The organism is Pseudomonas sp. HLG18, from assembly GCF_051903985.1.
Lineage (GTDB): Bacteria > Pseudomonadota > Gammaproteobacteria > Pseudomonadales > Pseudomonadaceae > Aquipseudomonas > Aquipseudomonas fluorescens_BT.
Window position 1 is genome coordinate 3,294,828 of sequence record NZ_CP195831.1, and the last position, 18,489, is coordinate 3,313,316.

16 protein-coding genes are annotated in these 18,489 nt (G+C 62.2%); 5 read left to right on the top strand and 11 right to left on the bottom strand.

What is annotated here, in order from left to right; genetic code table 11:
• Positions 1-153: 153 nt before the first annotated feature.
• Together ACSPX5_RS15110 and ACSPX5_RS15115 are read right to left on the bottom strand one after the other, a co-directional pair.
• A complete protein-coding gene (locus tag ACSPX5_RS15110; protein WP_007950955.1) occupies positions 154-588 on the bottom strand; it encodes a DoxX family protein in 435 nt (144 codons plus the stop codon).
• 107 nt (positions 589-695) lie between these two features.
• Positions 696-2,117, bottom strand: a complete 1,422-nt coding sequence (locus ACSPX5_RS15115) for a transglycosylase SLT domain-containing protein (RefSeq protein WP_169431337.1) — start codon at positions 2,115-2,117, stop codon at positions 696-698.
• Between the two features lie 236 nt (positions 2,118-2,353).
• Between ACSPX5_RS15115 and ACSPX5_RS15120 the strand changes: the two genes are divergently transcribed.
• From ACSPX5_RS15120 to ACSPX5_RS15130, 3 genes are all read left to right on the top strand, one after another.
• A complete protein-coding gene (locus ACSPX5_RS15120; RefSeq protein ID WP_207865488.1) occupies positions 2,354-3,160 on the top strand; it encodes a TatD family hydrolase in 807 nt (268 codons plus the stop codon).
• Positions 3,161-3,266: 106 nt separating this feature from the next.
• Complete coding sequence (locus ACSPX5_RS15125; RefSeq protein WP_169431339.1) at positions 3,267-4,748, top strand: methyl-accepting chemotaxis protein; 1,482 nt, start codon at positions 3,267-3,269, stop codon at positions 4,746-4,748.
• Positions 4,749-4,892: 144 nt separating this feature from the next.
• Entirely contained in the window at positions 4,893-5,258 is a 366-nt protein-coding gene (locus ACSPX5_RS15130) for an Mpo1-like protein (protein ID WP_207865490.1), read from the top strand.
• Position 5,259: 1 nt separating this feature from the next.
• On the opposite strand, the gene ACSPX5_RS15135 is transcribed toward ACSPX5_RS15130, so the two are convergent.
• The 3 genes from ACSPX5_RS15135 to ACSPX5_RS15145 form a co-directional block, all read right to left on the bottom strand.
• A complete protein-coding gene (locus ACSPX5_RS15135; RefSeq protein ID WP_439819843.1) occupies positions 5,260-6,054 on the bottom strand; it encodes an acyl-CoA thioesterase in 795 nt (264 codons plus the stop codon).
• Positions 6,055-6,225: 171 nt separating this feature from the next.
• Positions 6,226-6,996: a CHAD domain-containing protein gene (locus tag ACSPX5_RS15140; RefSeq protein WP_439819844.1), complete on the bottom strand. Its 771-nt coding sequence runs from the start codon at positions 6,994-6,996 to the stop codon at positions 6,226-6,228.
• Between the two features lie 77 nt (positions 6,997-7,073).
• Positions 7,074-7,352 carry a hypothetical protein gene (locus ACSPX5_RS15145; protein ID WP_041069470.1) on the bottom strand — a complete coding sequence of 93 codons (279 nt, stop codon included), beginning with the start codon at positions 7,350-7,352 and terminating at the stop codon, positions 7,074-7,076.
• 219 nt (positions 7,353-7,571) lie between these two features.
• Between ACSPX5_RS15145 and ACSPX5_RS15150 the strand changes: the two genes are divergently transcribed.
• Complete coding sequence (locus ACSPX5_RS15150) at positions 7,572-8,609, top strand: patatin-like phospholipase family protein (RefSeq protein WP_169431343.1); 1,038 nt, start codon at positions 7,572-7,574, stop codon at positions 8,607-8,609.
• Here the strand turns inward: ACSPX5_RS15150 and ACSPX5_RS15155 are convergent.
• From ACSPX5_RS15155 to kdpF, 6 genes are all read right to left on the bottom strand, one after another.
• Positions 8,606-9,304, bottom strand: coding sequence for a response regulator (locus ACSPX5_RS15155; RefSeq protein ID WP_439819845.1), 699 nt, complete (start codon positions 9,302-9,304; stop codon positions 8,606-8,608). The two genes, ACSPX5_RS15150 and ACSPX5_RS15155, sit on opposite strands and share 4 nt — an antisense overlap.
• Before the next feature lie 48 nt (positions 9,305-9,352).
• Positions 9,353-12,004, bottom strand: a complete 2,652-nt coding sequence (locus ACSPX5_RS15160; RefSeq protein WP_169431345.1) for a sensor histidine kinase — start codon at positions 12,002-12,004, stop codon at positions 9,353-9,355.
• Between the two features lie 34 nt (positions 12,005-12,038).
• Positions 12,039-12,584, bottom strand: a complete 546-nt coding sequence (gene kdpC, locus ACSPX5_RS15165) for a potassium-transporting ATPase subunit KdpC (RefSeq protein ID WP_169431346.1) — start codon at positions 12,582-12,584, stop codon at positions 12,039-12,041.
• A 234-nt stretch (positions 12,585-12,818) separates the two neighbouring features.
• On the bottom strand, positions 12,819-14,876 hold the full coding sequence (kdpB, locus tag ACSPX5_RS15170) for a potassium-transporting ATPase subunit KdpB (RefSeq protein ID WP_207865494.1): 2,058 nt from the start codon (positions 14,874-14,876) through the stop codon (positions 12,819-12,821).
• A gap of 10 nt (positions 14,877-14,886) precedes the next feature.
• Positions 14,887-16,581: a potassium-transporting ATPase subunit KdpA gene (gene kdpA / locus ACSPX5_RS15175; RefSeq protein ID WP_439819846.1), complete on the bottom strand. Its 1,695-nt coding sequence runs from the start codon at positions 16,579-16,581 to the stop codon at positions 14,887-14,889.
• An 8-nt stretch (positions 16,582-16,589) separates the two neighbouring features.
• Positions 16,590-16,679, bottom strand: coding sequence for a K(+)-transporting ATPase subunit F (kdpF, locus tag ACSPX5_RS15180; RefSeq protein ID WP_007899818.1), 90 nt, complete (start codon positions 16,677-16,679; stop codon positions 16,590-16,592).
• A gap of 421 nt (positions 16,680-17,100) precedes the next feature.
• Here kdpF and eat point away from each other — a divergent pair, with 421 nt between their 5' ends.
• Entirely contained in the window at positions 17,101-18,465 is a 1,365-nt protein-coding gene (gene eat / locus ACSPX5_RS15185) for an ethanolamine permease (protein ID WP_085710789.1), read from the top strand.
• Positions 18,466-18,489 lie beyond the last annotated feature (24 nt).

Sequence of the window (18,489 nt, forward strand, 5' to 3'; positions counted from 1 at the left end):
CGGCAACTGAAGAATAGTCACCTGGCGCCCCGCAAGTAGCTGTTTAAATCGGCGCATGAGCGGCATCCTAGAGAACGTGACCGGCCAGTGTCAAGAATCAGCCGCAACAAAAAAGGCCCGCACAATGCGGGCCTTTTGCTTGAGCCAGAGCGGTCAACCGGCGATGGCGCGATCCACCGAAAGCTTGCCGGCACCTTCGATCAGCACCGCAAGGCTGCCACCGAGCAGGGCCAGGGCGAACTCGTAACCGTTGTTGGCCATGAACAGACCGTTGCTGATGTGCACGGTGAAGATGGCCACCAGCGACAGGAAGGTCAGACCCAGTGCCGCCGGACGTACCAGCAGACCGATGATCAGCGCCAGACCAGCGAAAAACTCAGTGCCGCCTGCCAGGGTCGCCATCAGATAACCAGGCGTCAGACCGATGCTTTCCATGTATTGCGCGGTGCCGGCCAGGCCGTAGCCACCGAACAGACCGAAGAGTTTCTGCGAGCCGTGGGCGGCGAAGATCACGCCGACAGCAATGCGCAGAATGGTCAGACCGTAGCCGGCGCGGGTGAACAGGACTTTGTTGATCAGAGAGCTCATGTTGCGTTTCCTTGTTGTCAGAAGGGCTTGTTGGTTGGTCGCCATATTAATCAGTTAAATTTATGTTAAAAGCGCAAATATTCCGCCATAACAATCAATTTATTAGATCATTTGCGTGAGACAACTTTCTGTCCCCCGGGCTCCAACGACTCCCGCTCCCGGTCGAACGCCAAGTAATACTTGTTCACACTATTAACATAGCTGACGGCGCCCATCCCGACCTGCTCCATGGCAATGCGCTCGACCTGGAAGAACCACTGATTAGGGTTCAGACCACGACGCCGGGCCTCGGCGCGCATGCCCTGCACGCGCTCCGGGCCGATGTTGTAGGCGGCCAGGGTAAACGCCATGCGCTCGCGCTCATTGAGCTTCGGACTGTTGAAGAACTTGCGGCGGATCATCGCCAGATACTTGGCCCCGGCCTGCACATTCGCATCGAGATTCTGGATGTTATTGACGCCGACCCGCTGCGCGGCGGACGGCGTGATCTGCATCAGCCCGGTAGGCCCGCCACCGCTGCGCGCAGCGGGTTGCAGCGCCGATTCCTTGAACGCCAGCGCGGCCAGATTGAGCCAGTCCATGTTCTGCGCTTCGGCATGCTTTTGCAGGGTTGGACGCAGTTTTTCCAGACGCTGGCGGTCAGCCTTGGCCAATGGATAGTGGACTTGATAGAGGCGACGGTAGATCCGCAGAAACGCTGCGTCTTCGTTCGACGGCGTCTTGTAGCCGGTCAGGAAACGGTCGATGCTCGCTCGCAGCATCGAAGCATCTCGCCGCACGAACCAGTACTCCTCGCCCGGCTCGCTGATCATCAACTGCCGGTCAACACGCAACTTCGGCAGGATCTTGCCCCAGCGCTCGGCAATCGGTTGCTCGACGATGGTCAGGTGGAAGATGCCGCCCTGGACCATCTCCAGCACGTCCTCGACGGCCAACGTAGGATCGACCCATTCGATCTTGATCGGCGCCAGTTTGTGCAGCGCCAGTTTCTGGTTGAGTTGACTGACCGCCTCCCCCGCCGCACTGCCGGTGGGCAGTGCCAGGGTTTTGCCGGCCAGCTGCTCGACTTTGGTGTAGCGTTTCTCGCCCTTGATGCCGACCAGCACCAGCGGCACATTACTGGCGATCGGTTCGCTGCTGGCGACCGCATGGCCCGGTTGCAGATCGAGCAATTCGCCCGGCGCCACCAGATCGCCCTCGCCACGCTGTAGCGCGCCGAGCAATTGATCCTTGGCTTTGGGAATGATCTTGAGGGTGATTTCCTGACCGTCGCGGGCATGGCCATTGAGGTACTGCTCGAAGGCGCGCAAACGGTGATATTCGACGCCAATGGTCTGGCCCTGGACTTCGCCGGAGCTGTTGCGGCTTTGATTGACGAGCACCCGCAACACACGGCTGCTGCGGATCTCGGTCAGGTCGCGAACCTTGGCAGCCGGCACGGCTTGCAGCGGCCCGGGCAAGCGCGCAACCGCCGTCATCGGCAGCAGCAGCGAACCACACAGCAGGAGCAAAACCGAGGGACGAACCATCCACTCTCCGGAAAGAATACGGGGCGTTTTCACCGCTGAACGGTCGCAAAACACCGACGAAAACAGAGCGCCAGGAGCGCTGATAAAGTGCGAGAGACTGGCACAGTGATGGCAATTCTGCCAACCCGTGTTGCCTCGCGGCCTCAACAGACAGTCATAAGCCGTTGTAGTTCTTGGCTTTTCTGATAAATCTACAGCTCTGATATGCTTTCCGGCCTTCGGCCCGAGGTAGCACCATGCAACTCATCGATATCGGCGTCAACCTGACCAACCCCAGTTTCGCCGACAAACATCAGGTCGTGCTCGATCGCGCCTACGCTGCCGGGGTCTGCCAACTGGTGCTGACCGGCACCAGCATCGAGGGAAGCGAACAGGCGCTGGAGTTGTGCCAGCAACTGGATGCGGACGGCCAGCGACTGTTCGCCACCGCCGGCATTCACCCGCATTCGGCCAGTGACTGGAACGCCGACAGCGCACGGCGTCTGCGCAGTCTGCTGAAGGAATCGAACGTGGTGGCAGTGGGCGAATGCGGGCTGGATTTCAACCGTGATTTCTCGCCACGACCGCAACAGGAAAAAGTCCTCGAAGAACATCTGGCCCTGGCCGTGGAGCTGCAACTGCCGGTGTTCCTCCATGAGCGCGACGCGAGCCCGCGTCTGCTGGAGATTCTCCGTGACTTTCGCGACCAGTTGCCGGCCGCCGTAGTGCATTGTTTCACCGGCGAGCAGAAAGCGTTGTTCAGTTACCTCGACCTGGATCTGCACATCGGCATCACCGGCTGGATCTGCGACGAGCGTCGCGGCACCCATTTGCATCCGTTGGTGAAGGAGATCAAACGCGGGCGTCTGATGCTGGAAAGCGATGCACCGTATCTGCTGCCGCGCACACTACGACCGAAGCCGAAGAACGGACGAAACGAGCCGGCCTATTTAACCGAAGTGTTGCGTGAAGTGGCGCTGCATCGAGGTGAGACCGAGGAAGATCTGGCGAGCCACACCACCGCTTGCGCCCGGGCGTTCTACGGTTTGCCTGCCCTGCCCTGAGCCGGGAACTCATTACTTGTTGATGCACATCAAGATCCGGGCACCTGCGTAGCGGCACAATAATGGCACCTTGCCAAAACTGTTTCCGCTATCAGAGAAGACCTCCATGGGTGCCTGGCTTAGCAATATCTCGCTGAAATACAAATTCTGGGCGGTCAACGCGGTCGCCTTCGTCACCACCTTGCTGTTAGTGCTGTACGCGGTGCAGCTCGAACAGCAGGCACGCAGCCACGCCGCACAGGCGTCGGCACAGGCGCAAGCGCAATTGCTCAAAGCCTGGCCCGCAGGTCAGGCCCTGCCCAAGAGTGATCAGGTGCTGACGTTCAAACGCGGTGAAGCGCCTCGCCTCAACGATCAACCGCTGCTGGAAATCACCGACAGCAACGGCTGGATCGACATCAGTCACTTGCCGTTTTTCGGCGAAAACCCGCTGCTCGGCGCCGAGGTATTCAGCCGTGCCGATGGCCAGCAGGTCGCCGTGATCGCCTACGCCCCCAGCCTCAGTCAAGTGTTCAGCGAACGGTTCGCCAACTACGCGGTAGCGGTGTTCATCCTGATGCTGGCGATGCTCGGTGCCTCGCAGTTGCTGATCCGCTTCTTGCTCAGCCAGCTCAACACGCTCAAGGACGTAATGCTGCACGTCGAAAAAACCGGCGATCTTTCCGCCCGGGTGCCACTGGCCTGCAAAGACGAAGTCGGGCAGATGGCCAATGCCTTCAACGCGATGCAGGCCGGCTACCAGCGCGTGGTCACCACCGTGGCCAACACTGCACGACAACTGGACGTCGGCGCGGCACGGCTGGCGTCGAGCATGAACGAGGTGCGTCACGGCATGCTTGGCCAGCAAAGTGAAACCGATCAGGCCGCCACGGCGATCAACGAAATGACCGCCACCGTCTACCACATCGCCCAGCACGCTGGTGCCACTCGCGATCTGTCGCAGACTGCCGACGGCCTGGCCGGCAGCGGCCAACAAGTGGTCACCCGCGTCCAGCATTCGATCGCCGGCCTGTCCAGCGGCGTACAGCAGACTGCCGAGATGATCCAGCGCCTGGCCGAAGACAGCCAGAAGATCAACGGCGTGGTCAGCGTGATCCACAGCATCGCCGAGCAGACCAATCTGCTGGCCCTCAATGCAGCCATCGAAGCAGCCCGCGCCGGGGAAATGGGCCGCGGGTTCGCGGTGGTCGCCGATGAAGTGCGCAACCTCGCCAAACGCGTGCAGACGTCCACCGACGAAATCACCACCATGGTGTCGGCGCTGCAGGCCGGGACCCGCGATGCGGTGGACTTCATGCAGGAAAGTTCGTACAAGGCTGACGATTGCGTGCAGCAGGCCCAGGAGGCCGGTGAAGCGCTGGCAGAAATCACCGGCGCGGTGGCGCAGATGCGCGAGAGCAACACGCAGATTGCGGTGGCGGCAGAACAGCAGAGTCAGGTTGCCGAAGAGATGAACCGCGCGGTGGTGAGCATTCGCGACGTGACCGAGAACACCGTGCAGCAGACGGTGGACTCAGCGACCACCAGCAATGAGCTGGCGACGCTGGCCGGTGAACTCAACAAGGCAATTGGTCAGCTTAAACTTTGAGGGACTGCTGGCGATGGCGTCAGGCCGGGAACATCGAATCCGGCGATGACGCCTATCGCGGCAATAGCCAACCTTGATTCGCCGCCCTCCCTGCCCGGGCCTATTCTTCAACCATGAACCAAACATGGAATGAGGAGCAGCAACATGGGCAAACGTCACCCCAACCTTCCCGCCTGGCAATGGCGCGCCTACCCGAATAATCACCAGCATCCGACCAATCTGGTGCTGCATCTGATTGCCGTACCGCTGTTCATCGTTGCGTTTCTGTTGATCGTCTCGGGGGTGTTCAGCCTGAGCCTGGCGAGCGTGGCCATCGGCGTGATCGGGATTGTCGCAGCGCTGGGTCTGCAGCGTCACGGCCACCGTCTGGAGGCGCAAGCCTCCGAGCCGTTCAGTGATCGCATGGACGCCGTTTCGCGTCTGCTGGTCGAGCAGTTTCTGACCTTCCCGCGCTTTCTGCTCAGCGGCGGCTGGTACCGTGCCTGGCGTGAACGCCACCGCCGTCATTGAGTCAGGCGAAGATCGTCACCGTCTGCCGGCTCATGGCGATCAGTTCGCCCTCGGCGCTCCACAGTTTGGCGGCAACATGACCATAACCGTCGGCGGCGTACTCGATGTCCGCCAGATATTGGCACCAATCCAGCGTGCTCAGCGTCCGTAACGGCTGAACGAATTCGATGGTCCAGGTCAGCGTGCTGCCCGGCGCCGGCTTCTTCAGATACGGCAACAGCGCAGGCGGCCAGGCATCGACCAGCGCCAGCAGATGCGCTTCGTTGACCGGTTCCTCTTTCACATCCCCACGCAAGCGCACCCAGCCGCCCATCAACCGTGATTGAATGCCGGTGAACGGCATGCCGCCGACACTCCAGCGCATCGCCAGATGACGCATGAACTCCGGGGTGACACCTTTGATGTACGGCAGCTCCTGGCAGTCGTCCCAGTGTTTCATCTCCGGTGCCGGGTACGCTTCAACGGCCACTTCCGACGGACGTGAAGCACCGAAGCTGCCTTGCACCATCGTCACCACCTGACCGTTCTGTACGGCGCGCCCCAGCACCTGAATGACCGCTTTGCCTTCGCGCAGGATTTGCACCTCAAAGCTCACCGGCACTTCGGGCTCGACCGGACCGACGAAGGTGATTGCCAGCGAACGCACCGGACGCTCCGACGGCACCCGCGCACGCATCACTTCGTATTGCAACGCCGCCACCAGCCCGCCGAAGCTGGCGCGCCCCTGGCCCCACTCGGCCGGAATGACGACCTCCGGTTGACGACGGACTGCATCGATCAGATCGCAAAAGCGCATGGGAACCTCGGACACGAAAAAGACAATGACCGGATCTTAACCAGCGCGGCAGAGCGGCGCAGCGTCCATTCCGGTCAAACAGGCTGACAGATAGGCCTTGCGCCGGTTTAAGACACAATAAAAAACCTGTGGAAGTCAGACTGCTGGCTTCTACCGGTTTTGAAGTGCGTTTCAGGACTTTTTAAAACAAGTCGTGCTGAGTTTTTCCAGCACCCGGTCAGCCTTGATTTCGGCCTCGACCATGGTCGCCTGCCAGGTGGCGACGCAGGGTTGCAGATCCGCTTCCAGTTCGGCCTTCGCCAGCCATTGCCAGCAATCGTGCCAGTCACCCAGTGCGCCTTGTGCGGACTTCAGACGTGGCAACGCGACCTTCGGCAGACGATCGAGCTCGGGGTAGGCTTCGATCCCGTAGCGCACCCGTTTGATCAACAGGCGCAGACGATGACGATCGTGTGCCGGATCGTGCAGCGCCACGTCGAGGTTCTTCCATTGCTTGCCCAGACGCTTTTCGATGCGCTTGTCCAGGTCATCGAGCAAGCCCTGACGCTGGGACGCTCGCAGGAAACGTGGAAACGCATCGAGGATCATCAGCAGCGAGGCCACCTGCGCACTGGCCGCCAATGCCGGATAGGCCTCGGCCATCTGCGCCATGCGCCGCTGCGCGGCCTCAGGCTGGCCATGTTCGGTCAGCCAGGCCGCCAGCACCTCGCGGTCACGCCACGGCGTGGTCAGTTGCCCCACCGACGCCGCCGCGTCTTCCAGTTGCTCGACGCCAGGCAAGCCACGCAGCGGCCTCAGCAGACTGCGCAAGCGACGCACCGTGGTCCGCAGATCGTGCAGCGCCTCCGGGTCGGTACGTGCGGTCAGACGTGCCTGACAGGCCAGCAGCCTGACCTCCAGGCTCAGGACATGAGCCACCAACCGGTCAACCAACGCAGACATCGCTTGCTCCTGACTTCAATCCCATTGCATGAGTGTGCACCGGTGTGGCTGATCCGCCGTTGCGCTAAGTCAGCAGCTTAGCGTCCGGCGCGGGATTCGCGAATGTAGAAACGCGCCTTCTCGGCTTTTTTGCTGCAACCCTCGAAGCCTTCGAATTGCTGCTGGGTCTTGGCCGCCGTCAGCAACGACAGGGCCTTGGAGTAGCTCACCGTACCGGCAAAACCCTCGGCCTTGGCCAGATCCAGCTCATGCCACGCCGCATCGAGCTGGCTGCCGCAGCTGTCGCGGTAGGCGGTCTTGCCGGCGCAACCGGCCAATGCCAGGGCAATCAAGGGCACACAGATCCAGGCTTTCATCACTTACACCTCAAAGATAGGTCAACAGTCGTGCAATTAAGACGTTGGGGCGGTGAAAAAGTGCCTTGTGCCCCATGAATCCAACGCACGGCAAAAGATAACGCCAGCGGGTCAAGAAGTATCGAAAAAACGACGCCAGTGCCGCCCCGAACGACCCCGGCGATTGTAGCCCGGCCCTCGATGGGTGCATTGTGGAAACCTGTCGGGGGAGGAAGTCTGATGAAAAAGCGTGTCGCACTGGTACTGGGTTCCGGAGGCGCCCGGGGCTATGCCCATATCGGGGTCATCGAAGAGCTCGAACGGCGGGGTTACGACATTGCCTGCATCGCCGGTTGTTCGATGGGCGCAGTGGTCGGCGGGATCTACGCCGCAGGGAAGCTGGACGAGTACCGACGCTGGATCGAAAGCCTGGATTACCTCGATGTGTTGCGACTGGTGGACGTGAGTTTTCGCCTCGGGGCGATCCGTGGCGAAAAGGTCTTTGGCCAGATCCGCAAGATCGTCGGCGAAATCAATATCGAAGAGCTGCGCATCCCTTATACGGCGGTCGCCGCCGACCTTACCAACCAGCAGGAAATCTGGTTTCAGGAAGGCTGCCTGCACCAGGCGATGCGCGCCTCGGCAGCGATTCCCAGCCTGTTCACGCCAGTGATGCAAGGCAACCGGATGCTGGTGGACGGCGGCATTCTCAATCCGTTGCCGATCGTGCCGGTGGTGTCGAGCCACTGCGATCTGATCATCGCGGTCAATCTCAACTCGACCAACCAGCGCCATTACAAATTGCCGGTGATCCAGCGCCCCGCCGCGTTCCGTACGCGCTTTGACAGCCTGATCAGTTCACTGGGTTCGAAGATGCCGTTCCGCCGCAAACAGGCCGAGCAACTTCTGTTATTGGAACAGGAAGCGCTGCGCGCCGAAGCCGCAGACATCAATCCGTGGGTCGAAGGCGCCGAGCCGCAAGCCCAGCAACCGGCCGCCGCCCCTGAACACGATGGCGCGCCGAAATCCGCCACCGGTTCGTTCATCATCGATAATGTCGGGCCGGCATCATTGCTCGACCTGATCAACCAGAGTTTCGAGGTGATGCAGACCTCGCTGGCCCAGTACAAGATCGCCGGGTATCCGCCGGACATCCTGATCAACGTGCCGAAACGCGTCTGCCGGTTCTTCGAGTTCTACAAGGCGCCGGAGCTGATCGCGCTGGGTCGCGAGATTGCCCGGGATACGCTGGATCGCTACGAGAGCGAACAGAACTAAAGGCTGCTCTCGCTCAACAAGCGATAACCGACGCCCGCCTCGGTCACGATAAACCGGGGCCGGGTCGGATCGTCCGCCAGTTTCTGTCGCAGATGGCCGACCACGATCCGCAAATAATGGCTGTCCTCGGTGTGAGTCGGGCCCCAGATGTCCTTGAGCAATTGCTGCTGGGTGATCACCCGCCCCGGATGCCGCGCCAGTTGCGCCAGCACGGCGTATTCCTTGCGGGTCAGGGCCACTTCAACGCCGTCGAGCAGCACTCGGCGATAGGCGAGATCCACCGTCAGCGGGCCGAAGGCCAGCGCCGCTTGTTGCGCCTCTCCGGCCGGGGCCTGGCGCAACAATGCACGGACCCGAGCGAGAAACTCCTGAATGCCAAACGGTTTGGTCACGTAGTCATTGGCGCCGCCATCCAGCGCCTGGACTTTCTGTCCTTCGCTGGCGCGCACCGACAGGACCAGCACCGGCGCCGTGGCCCACTCGCGAAACTCGCGCAGCACTTGCTGGCCATCCATGTCCGGCAGGCCGAGGTCGAGCACCAGCAGATCGGGTTTGTTCAGCGCCGCCTGGGCCAGGCCCTCGGCCCCGGTGCCGGCCTCCAGCACTTTGTAGCCTTGTGAGGCGAGGCTGATACGCAGGAATTTGCGGATCTGCGGTTCATCGTCGATAACCAAAATGGTCGCGGTCTGGCTCATGGGTTCACATCAATACAAAAGATTGGCAAGAGAGTAGCGCAGGCGGATTCAGGCTTCACCGTCCATCCCCGGTTGCGTCTGCAAGGGCAGGTGCAGAGTGATGCAGGTGCCGCGTCCGTCGATGCCGTCACCGACACTGATCCGCCCGCCATGGGCGCCGACCATGCCCTGACAGATCGCCAACCCAAGGCCGGTGCCCTGACCACCACGATCACCCCGGGCAGCGGTGTAGAACATGTCGAAAATCTTCGCCCGCTCATCGACCGGAATCCCCGGCCCTTCATCGCTCACCGAGAAAAACACTTCGCTGTCATCCGCTCCGGCGCGCAATTGCAGACGGCCGTGGGATGGCGAGAATCGGGCGGCGTTTTCCAGCACGTTCACCAGCGCTTGCTCGATCAACGCGGCATGCACGTACAACAGCGGCAACTCGGCCGGCACATCGGTGCTGACTTGCAACGACGACAGCACGGCGCGCAGACGATTGAGCGCACTGCCGACGATGTCCGCCGGCGATACCCAGTCCCGCGCCAGTTTCAGGGCGCCGTGGCCGAGTCGGGTCATGTCCAGCAGGTTCTGGATGTAACGGTCCAGACGCTCGGCCTCATCGCGAGTGCCTTCGAGCAACTCACGACGATCCTCCAGCGGGATCGCTTCGCCGAGTGCCAGCAGGCTGTCGATGCTGCCGCGCATCGAGGTCAGCGGCGTGCGCAGATCGTGAGACACCGAGGCCAGCAAGGCGCTGCGCAGTTGCTCGGTTTCGCCATGCAGACGCGCGGCCTCCAGGTCATCGGCCAGTTGCGCACGGGCCAGTGCCTGCGCCAGCGGCTGGCTCAGCGCGGTCAGCAAGCGACGACGCTGGCCGCTCAATGTCTGACCTTCTTTGGCACACACCCCAAGCAGTGCCAGCGGCCCGTCTTCCACCGACAGCGGCCACCACCACCAGCGCCCGAATGGCAACGTGCCGGTCCCCATTCCCGCCGGTTGGTCGTGTTGCCAGGCCCAGTCGGCAGCGGCGCGTTCGGATTCAGTGAACTGCAACGGCCCGCCGGTTTCGACTTTCCAGCCGCCCTGCCCATCACGATTGAGCAGGCACAATTGCAGATCGCTCCAGCCATTGAGGTGCTGCGCGGCGGCACTGACCACGGCCTGACGGTCGGTGGCTGCAGTGAGTTTGCGCGACAGGTCGAGCAACTCGGTGGTCTCTTCCTGGGTATCGCGCAACGCCTGCAATTGCCGCCGCTGACGCGCCGCCAGATTGCCGGTGAGCGCTGCCATCAACAGGAAGAACAGCAAAGTCAGTACGTCTTCTTCACGCTGGATGGCGAAGGAAAAATTCGGCGGGATGAACAGAAAGTCGTAAGTCAGGAACGACAGCGCCGCACAGGCCAGCGCAGGTCCCAGGCTGCTGCGCACCGCCACCAGCAACACCGCCGCGAGGAACACCAGCGAAATGTTCGGCAGCGGCAATACGCTGGACACCGCCCACGCCAGCGCACTGGCCAACACCGTGGCCACCAGCGCCAGTGCATAGTCGAACCACACCAGCGTTGGCGCCGTCCGCAGGCGCGGTGGATGCTGTTCGTGATCGCTGTCCAGCACGTTGATTTCCAGTCCGTGGGACTGACGCAGCAAACGCGCCGCCAGACCACCACCGAACAGGCGCCGTCGCAGGCTCGGGCGCGACTGGCCGACCAGCACCAGACTGGCCCGGCGCTCGGTGGCGTGCTGGATCAGGGTCTTGGCCACTTCGCCGGCCCGCAACAGCACCACTTCCCCGCCAAGCCGTTCGGCCAGTTGCTGGGCGCTTTGCAGGCGCAGCCGCGATTGCTCATCGCGCACACTGCCGTTGTCGACGTGCACCAGGCTCCACGGCAAATGCCGACGCTGGGCGACACGGCTGGCGTGACGCACCAGACGTTCGGCATCGGCATTGCCATCGACGCCGACCAGCAAGCGTCCGCGTACTGCCGGCGCAGCTTGACCGAGCTTGCGGTAGCCCTGCGCCAGATCGTTGTCGACCTGCGCCGCCGCAGTCTGCATCGCCAGTTCCCGCAACGCGGTGAGATTGGTCTGGGTGAAAAACGCATCGATCGCGGCCCGGGCCTGCTCCGGCACGTAGACCTTGCCTTCGCGCAAGCGCTCGAGCAATTCCCGGGGCGGCAGGTCGATCAGCAGCAGTTCGTAGGCTTCCTGCAGCACCCAGTCCGGCAGGGTTTCGCGTACCTGCACACCGGTGATGCCGCGCACCTGATCGTTGAGACTTTCCAGGTGCTGGACGTTGACCGTGGTGTAGACGTCGATGCCGGCGGCGAGCAGTTCCTGAATATCCTGCCAGCGTTTGGCATGGCGACTGCCGGGGGCGTTGCTGTGGGCGAGTTCGTCGACCAGCACAAGCTTCGGTTTGGCGGCGAGAAGGCCGTCGAGGTCCATTTCTTCGAGCGTCACGCCACGGTATTCCGATCGCACCAGCGGCAGTTGCGGCAAGCCGCCGAGCAGCGCTTCGGTTTCGGCGCGGCCGTGGGTTTCGACCACGCCTGCAATGACTTTCACGCCCTGACGCAGTTGGCTGTGAGCTGCCTGCAACATCGCGTAGGTCTTGCCCACGCCCGGCGCCGCGCCAAGAAAAACCTTGAGCCGGCCGCGTCCGTCGCGGGGCAGTTCTGCTAACAGCGCGTCGGCGCGGCCGGAGTCACTCATGCTTGAAGCTCTCTCTTCCTGATGTCATCGCGATTTACAGCTTTTCCAGCGCCATGTTCAACGCCAGCACATTTACCACCGGCGGGCCCACCAGTGGCTGTTCGATATGCGCGTCGAGCAACTGCTGCAAGGTCGCCACCGGCACATTACGCGCTGCCGCGACACGCGCCAGTTGATAGGCAATCGCGGCCGGTGGCAAGTGCGGATCGAGACCGCTGCCGGACGTAGTCAGCAGCGCCAGCGGCACGGGCCCCTGCCCGGGCACCAGCAGCTTGTTGGCGTCATCGATCACTCGAGTGGCCAGCGCCGGATTGCTCGGCGCCAGGTTGCTCGCGCTACTCGAAACGGTGGCAAAGGCACCGGCTGAAGGACGTGGATGGAACCAGGCATCGCCGACAAAATCCTGCGCGATCAGCGACGAGCCGCGCACCTTGCCTTCGGCATCGCGCACCAGGCTGCCGTTGGCCTGCTCGGGGAAGGCGACCTGTGCGACGCCGGTGACGACCAGTGGATAGGCAACGCCGGTGACCAGGGTCATCAACACCAGCAGGCTCAGGGCCGGACGTAACATTGTGGACATTTCAAAATCCTCGAATTCATTGGGCTTACAGACTTGGGGTGTCAGGGACATCTTTCCCCTCACCCCAGCCCTCTCCCGGAGGGAGAGGGAGCCGATCTCTATGCTTTTCAAAACCGGAGTCCGACTCGATATCTCAGGTCGATGTATCTCCAGAAAACACCTCGGTCAGTCCCCTCTCCCTCCGGACGGTCCGACGTTTCGGGAGGGTTAGGGTGAGGGGCTGCGATATCAGCCTCACACCAGATGCAACGCCGTCAGCAACATGTCGATTGCCTTGATCCCCACAAACGGCACCAGAATCCCGCCCAGGCCATAGATCAGCAGATTGCGACGCAGCAACGCCGCCGCACTCGCGGCCTGCACCCGCACGCCGCGCAGGGCCAGCGGGATCAGCACGACGATGATCAAGGCGTTGAAGACGATGGCCGACAGGATCGCGCTCTGCGGACTGCTCAAGTGCATGATGTTCAGCACGCCCAGCTGCGGGTAGATCGCGGCGAACAGTGCCGGCAGGATCGCGAAGTACTTGGCCACGTCGTTGGCGATGGAAAAGGTCGTCAGCGCGCCACGAGTCACCAGCAATTCCTTGCCGATCTGCACCACATCCAGCAGCTTGGTCGGGTCGCTGTCGAGGTCGACCATGTTGGCCGCTTCACGCGCTGCCTGAGTGCCGTCGTTCATTGCCATGCCGACGTCAGCCTGAGCCAGCGCCGGAGCATCGTTGGCACCGTCACCGCACATGGCGACCAGGCGACCGTCGTTCTGCTCGTGACGGATGCGCGCCAGTTTTTTCTCCGGTGTGGCTTCGGCCAGCACATCGTCGACGCCTGCTTCAGCGGCAATCGCGGCAGCGGTCAGCGGGTTGTCGCCGGTGACCATCACGGTGCGAATCCCCAGTTTGCGCAGCTCGGCGAAACGCTCGCGGATGCCCGGCTTGACTACGTCCTTCAGGTGGATCACACCGAGCAGTTTGCCGTCGGCGCAGACCAGCAATGGCGTACCACCGCTCTGGGCGATCTTGTCGATTTCCCGGGAGAGCGCCGGGGCCAGATCCTTGCGTTGTTGACCGAGGAAGGCCAGCAACGAATCCACCGCGCCCTTGCGGAACACACGGCCCTGATAGTCGACACCGGACAAGCGGGTTTCGGCGCTGAACGGCACGGCGGTCAGGGTTTCCGGCGAAGGTTCCGGCTGCGGATTGGAACCGCGCAGGTACTCGACGATGGATTTGCCTTCGGCAGTTTCATCGGCCAGCGAAGCGAACAGCGCACCTTCGGCCAGTTCACGGGCGTTCACACCCGGCGCCGCATACACGGCGCTGCAACGACGGTTACCGAAGGTGATGGTGCCGGTCTTGTCCAGCAGCAACACATGCACGTCACCCGCTGCTTCCACCGCGCGACCGGACTTGGCGATCACGTTCAGGCGCACCAGACGATCCATCCCGGCGATACCGATGGCCGACAGCAGACCGCCGATGGTGGTCGGAATCAGCGTGACCAATAACGCCACCAGGAACACCAGCGGCAGGCTGCCGTTAGCGAAGTGGGCGAACGGCTGCAGCGTCACGACCACCAGCAGGAAGATCAGGGTCAGACCGATCAGCAGAATATCCAGCGCCACTTCGTTCGGGGTCTTCTGGCGTTTGGCGCCTTCGACCAGCGCGATCATGCGGTCAAGAGTCGATTCACCGGGGTTGGCGGTGATTTTCACCAGCAGCCAGTCGGACACCAGTCGCGTATTACCGGTAACGGCGGAACGGTCGCCGCCGGATTCACGGATTACCGGAGCGGACTCACCGGTAATTGCCGCTTCGTTAACGGCCGCGATGCCTTCGATGACTTCGCCGTCGCCAGGGATCATTTCCCCGGCTTCGACCCGCACCACGTCACCCTTGCGCAGGCTGGCGGCGGGCACCACCTGAAAGCTGCCGTTGGCCAGTTTGCGTCGGGCGCTGAGGCCTTCGCTGCCGGCCTTGAGGCTGTCGGCGCGGGCCTTGCCGCGACCTTCGGCCAGCGCCTCGGCGAAGTTGGCGAACAGCACGGTGAACCACAGCCACAGCGCGATTTGCGCCGCGACGAAGGTCGGCACGATGTTGTCCGGAATGAAGCACAGCACGGTGGTGAAAATCGCGGTCAGTTCGACCACCAGCATTACCGGTGAGCGCACCAGCTGACGAGGGTCAAGCTTGACGAACGCTTGCACCAGCGCCGGACGCCACAGAGCGCTGATCGTGGTTTTCGCGTGTTCCGGCGCCTTGGCGACGACGGGTTTGATTGCGGGCATATTCATCATCAGCTCCTTAGAAACCCATGCTCAAATGTTCGGCGATCGGGCCGAGCGCCAGGGTTGGCAAGAAGGTCAGGCCGCCTACCAGCAAAATGGTCACGGTCAACAGGGTCACGAACAGCGGGCCGTGGGTCGGGAAGCTGTTCTGGCCGATCGGTGCGGTTTTCTTCATCGCCAGGCTGCCGGCCAGGGCCAGTACCGGGAGGATGTAACCGAAGCGACCGATCAACATGCCCAGGCCGAGCATCAGGTTGTGGAACGGGGTGTTGGCACTCAGGCCACCAAATGCCGAACCGTTGTTGGCACTGGCCGAGGTGTAGGCGTACAGCAACTGGCTGAAACCATGGGGACCGGGGTTGCTGATGGTCGCCGCCGGGCCTGGCAGGGCAGCGGCAATCGCGCCCAGCACCAGCACGCCGACCGGCATCACCAGCAGGGTCACGACCAGCAGTTGCACTTCGCGGGCCTGGAGTTTCTTGCCGAGGTATTCCGGTGTACGGCCGATCATCAGGCCGGCGAGGAACACCGCAATCAGCACGTTCAGCAACATGCCGTAGAGCCCGGCACCGACGCCGCCGAAGATCACTTCGCCGACCATCATGTTGACCAGCGCCACCATGCCGCTGAGCGGGTTGAGGCTGTCATGCATGCCGTTGACCGAACCGTTCGACGCCGCCGTGGTGGTCACCGACCAGAGCACGGTGGCAGTGGTACCAAAGCGCGACTCCTTGCCTTCCAGCGGCGCGGTCTGTTCGACGGCCACGTTGTTCAGCGCAGGGTTCGGTTGATACTCGGCCCACATCGAAGTAGCACCGCCGATCAGGAACAGCGCGAGCATGCAGCCGATGATGGCGCGGCTCTGACGCAGGTCCTTCACGTAGTGGCCAAAGGTGAACACCAGCGCCACCGGGATCAGGATGATCGACGACACTTCGAGCAGATTGCTCCACGCGGTCGGGTTCTCGAACGGATGCGCCGAGTTGACCCCGAAGAAGCCGCCGCCGTTGGTGCCCAGTTGCTTGATCGCAATCTGGCTGGCCGCAGGACCGAGCGGAATCACCTGGTCGACGCCTTGCAGGGTCACCGCATTCACGTATTGCGCGAAGGTCTGCGGCACGCCCTGCCACACCAGGTACAGCGCCAGCAGCAGGCACAGCGGCAGCAGACCGTAGAGGGTGGCACGGGTCATGTCGGCCCAGAAGTTGCCCAAGGTCTTGGTGGATTTGCGACCGATACCACGGCACAACGCGACCAGCACGGCGAGGCCGGTGGCGGCGCTGACGAAGTTCTGCACGGTCAGGCCGACCATCTGGCTCAGGTAACTGAGGGTCGCTTCACCGCTGTAGGACTGCCAGTTGGTGTTGGTCATGAAACTGACCGCAGTGTTGAACGCTTGCGTCCATTCCTGGCCCGGCAGGTTTTGCGGGTTCAGCGGCAGGTGGTCCTGGAACAACAGGATCGCGAACAGCAACAGGAAACCTGCGAGGTTGAACGCCAACAGCGCCAGCGTGTACTTCTGCCAGCTCTGTTCGTCCTGCGGATTGACCCCCGCGAGGCGGTAACAGCCGCGCTCGACCGGGCCGAGAATAGGCGTCAGCCAGGTGCGCTGACCTTCCATCACCTTGTAGTAGAAGCGCCCGAGGAACGGCGCCGGCAGCAACACCAACGCGAAAAACGCGAGGATCTGCCAATAGTCATAACTGTGCATAGCCGCTCCTAGTTCCGGTCCGCGCGCAACAGCGCAACCAACAGATAAATGAACAGCCCCACTGCTAGCAGCAGGGACACCCCGTCCAGAACGCTCATGGAAGATCTCCGTGTTACGGCGTATTGCCGCGTGTGGAGGCATTGTCGGAAAAGTGGCTGTAAAGGAACGAGGCCGAGGGTGCGGGCGGGGCATAAAGAAAGCGTAAAGAGTGGGTTTACGCGGGCGTTACAGCAGAGTTTCGCGTTGCCTGGGCGGGCCTCTTCGTCGGATCGCCGCCCGGACCAAGCCCGCTCCCACAGAATCAGTGTCGATCACCGCTGAACCTGAGGGAGCGAGATTGCCCGCGAAGACGGCTGCACAGACAACATCGCACCCAACTGGCGCACAACTTTGTGGGCATTGCGCCGCGAACATCCCCGATACGACGCCTTTCAGCCCATTACGACTCGCCAATACAAAATGGCACGCCCACTGCACACGCCCTCCCCGGGCTTTCCAAACCGTTCAGGGAGCAAACGCATGAACACACAACTCAAACCCACGCTGGGCACGTTGCACCTGTGGGGCATCGCGGTGGGGCTGGTGATTTCCGGGGAGTATTTCGGCTGGAGTTACGGCTGGGGCGTCGCGGGAACCCTGGGCTTTCTGGTGACCTCATTCATGGTCGCAACCATGTACACCTGCTTCATTTTCAGCTTTACCGAACTGACCACGGCGATCCCGCACGCGGGCGGGCCGTTTGCCTACAGTCGTCGGGCGTTCGGTGAAAAAGGCGGATTGATCGCAGGACTGGCAACACTGATCGAGTTTGTCTTTGCCCCGCCGGCGATTGCGCTGGCGATTGGCGCCTATCTGAACGTGCAGTTTCCTGCCCTCGATCCGAAACACGCAGCAGTCGGTGCGTACATCGTCTTCATGGGGCTGAACATCCTCGGCGTGAAACTGGCGGCGACCTTCGAACTGATCGTCTGCGTGCTGGCCGTCGCCGAACTGTTGGTGTTCATGGGGGTGGTCGCCCCGGCCTTCAGTTTCAGCAACTTCGCGCTCAATGGCTGGGCCGGCGCGGACGTATTTGGCGCACCGGCGATTGCCGGGATGTTCGCGGCGATTCCGTTTGCGATCTGGTTCTTCCTCGCCATCGAAGGCGCGGCCATGGCGGCCGAAGAGGCCAAGGATCCGAAACGCACGATTCCCAAGGCTTACATCAGCGGCATTCTGACCCTGGTGCTGCTGGCGATGGGTGTGATGTTCTTTGCGGGAGGCGTTGGCGACTGGCGTACCCTGTCGAACATCAACGATCCGTTGCCGCAAGCGATGAAAGCGGTGGTCGGCGACAATTCCGGCTGGTTGCACATGCTGGTGTGGATCGGTCTTTTCGGTCTGGTGGCGAGTTTTCACGGGATCATTCTCGGCTACTCGCGCCAATTCTTCGCCCTCGCCCGCGCCGGTTACCTGCCCGCCTCGCTGGCGAAGCTGTCGCGCTTCCAGACCCCGCACCGGGCGATCATCGCCGGCGGAATCATCGGCATTGCTGCCATTTACAGCGACGGACTGATCAATCTCGGCGGCATGACGCTCACGGCCGCAATGATCACCATGGCCGTGTTCGGCGCCATCGTGATGTACATCATGAGCATGCTCAGTCTGTTCAAGCTGCGCAAAAGCGAGCCGAATCTGGAGCGGACTTTCCGCGCGCCGTGCTACCCATTGATCCCGTTCATTGCGCTGGTGCTGGCGATCGTCTGCCTGGTGGCGATGGCCTGGTTCAATGCGCTGATCGGCCTGATTTTCCTGGGTTTCATGGCTGTCGGCTTCGGCTACTTTTTGCTCACCGGACAATTGCGCGCGAATGCTCCGGCGGACGCCATGCTGACCGGGCTTTAACCGCACCGGGCATAAGCGGCCTAG